The following is a 2,040-nucleotide window of genomic DNA, read 5'->3' on the forward strand; positions in this document are numbered from 1 at the left end:
AAATAAATCCGATTCTGCGCAAACAAATCCATTTCTCCGCAAACAAATCCATTTATTCTATCTGTCAGGGAGGCGACCGCAGAAATTCGTCCATAAATTCCATGAAAAGTGCATAGCCGATAAGCAGACTCGGCGCAAAATTGACGACCAGCGCAAAAAATCGTATCGCCAGAAGTTCTTTGCTGAACATCGAGACGATACTCAGAGGAACAGCGAATATAGAAGCCAGAAAGATGAATAACGCCAGTCCTCTTAATGTGAATAAGACAGAAATAGGCAAGAGAAGCATGACAGCAAGCGCGATGAAAAACGAAATTTGCGTGAACTTCTTCAGGTCTTTTCTTTTCATGGGTTTCACCTCATTCGCAAGCTTTAGAGACTGCTTATGGAAATCATTGATACCGTCAATCACAAGAACTGCTTCTTCCATCAAAAGATTTGCTGTACCTTGCGTTTTCTGAAGAAAAACCGGTGGAAGACATGGAACCTTCTCCGATTTTCCCGCTGTCGATTTCTCCAATCCTTTCCCCTTTATCATCGATTAAAAATGCCTTTTGGGAGTGCCAGCCTAGATCTAATATGATGTCGGCAGACGAAGAAGTCGGCAACCCGCCTCTTTCCGGAAACTCAATGATCAATTCGTCGTTCACGATTACAAGCGCCTCTTTATCCGCCTGGTTGAAATGAATGGACATACACCCTGTCTGATCGTCAGGCACCAGATAAGTCACTTGCACATCACTTTTTCCTTCGTAAAGCCAACTGAACAGCCCTGCCATCAGCAGCAACACTATCCCAATACCAATAAAGATTCCCTTTTTCATCTGGCGACCGCTCCATTCCAGCTATCCGATTATTTTGTTGAACCTATTATATTACGCTTCCATGTTTATAGCCCTTTTTTATGGTCAAAAAAAAACACCCTGTATCAGCGGTGTCCTCCTCCTTTATTCGACTTCCCTCAACATCTTCTCAATCACAACGACCCGCTCATCCAGCTCATCGATCCGCTTTTGCAGATGCACAGTCGTTTCCTTTTCCAGTTCAAGCCGCTCGTTAGCTCTTTTTTCATTGCGCTTAAAAGTCTTCATAGTTCTGATGAAAATCAGAATAAATACTGCAAATGTGCCTAACATAATGATTGTCGCGATGATGTCCCCCACATTGAAATAAATTGCTTCATTCAAGTTGCATTGCTCCCTTTGTGTTTTTTCCCATCTTTAAAATATACAAAGCTGTTTTTTTATCTTTTCTTTATTATAACAGTAATTACCATCATACTTCGCAGCTTTTATTACCAATGGAAATAAAAAGAAGGACTCAAAAAGCGAATCCTTCCTTGATCTTTTTTAAGCAGCCTTCTTTCTTCCAGCCGACAAATACACCGTTCCAGCGAGCAGCAGCGCACTCGCCGGGAAAACCACCATCGTTCTGACGATGCCTGCGCCGTCCATCGCTTCCGCCGACAGGACAAGGACAAAGTGGACGAGAATAAAAATTACGGAAAATAACAGCGCGCCACCCGCGACGGCTCCTCTTGTAACGCTGTCGTTACGTCCAAACAAAGCAACCAGTGCAAACGGCACCGCACACAATATCGCCAACAGCGCGTAATTCAGATTGGCAAGCCCCCCTTCGAACAGATAGCCGCCTGCCACCAATCTGAATAATACAGCCGTTCCATAAACAAGGATAAAAGCCCCCGCCACACTTCCCGCTGCCAATACACCTTTCGATTTCAACATCATTTCCACCCTTTCCCCGACTCTCTGCGTCTAAATAATTTCTGTCCAATCAAACATTGAAAGACTATACTTGTACCCGCTGAAATCAGCATATTCTTCAGCAGGGCTTGCCGCCTCGCACGCTTGACCAATAAACTGAACTGCTTGTTTTTTCGCTGTATACCTCTGCCTCCCACAATTTGTCAGCCCCTTTCACCTTTAAAACGTTTGTGCCGGGAAAAGGTGAACACGATAGCCAATCGGATTTGCCGTTTTTTTGCTAATCGCCCGCAATTTAATTTAATCGCCCGCAAAT

At 44.1% G+C, this 2,040-nt stretch carries 4 protein-coding genes; all 4 read right to left on the reverse strand.

Annotated features, from left to right (window positions below):
* Positions 1 to 64 precede the first annotated feature (64 nt).
* The 4 genes from KW93_RS06930 to KW93_RS06945 all read right to left on the reverse strand — a co-directional run bounded on the left by KW93_RS06930 (position 65) and on the right by KW93_RS06945 (position 1,745).
* Positions 65 to 349 (reverse strand): hypothetical protein, encoded by a 285-nt coding sequence (locus KW93_RS06930; protein WP_033542267.1) that lies wholly within the window; start codon positions 347 to 349, stop codon positions 65 to 67.
* Positions 350 to 404: 55 nt separating this feature from the next.
* Positions 405 to 824 (reverse strand): DUF6843 domain-containing protein, encoded by a 420-nt coding sequence (locus KW93_RS06935; protein ID WP_033542264.1) that lies wholly within the window; start codon positions 822 to 824, stop codon positions 405 to 407.
* Between the two features lie 123 nt (positions 825 to 947).
* A complete protein-coding gene (locus KW93_RS06940) occupies positions 948 to 1,187 on the reverse strand; it encodes a hypothetical protein (protein WP_033542265.1) in 240 nt (79 codons plus the stop codon).
* Positions 1,188 to 1,349: 162 nt separating this feature from the next.
* Entirely contained in the window at positions 1,350 to 1,745 is a 396-nt protein-coding gene (locus KW93_RS06945) for a hypothetical protein (protein WP_033542266.1), read from the reverse strand.
* Positions 1,746 to 2,040 lie beyond the last annotated feature (295 nt).

Source organism: Planococcus sp. CAU13, assembly GCF_000775575.1.
Classification (GTDB): Bacteria; Bacillota; Bacilli; order Bacillales_A; family Planococcaceae; genus Planococcus.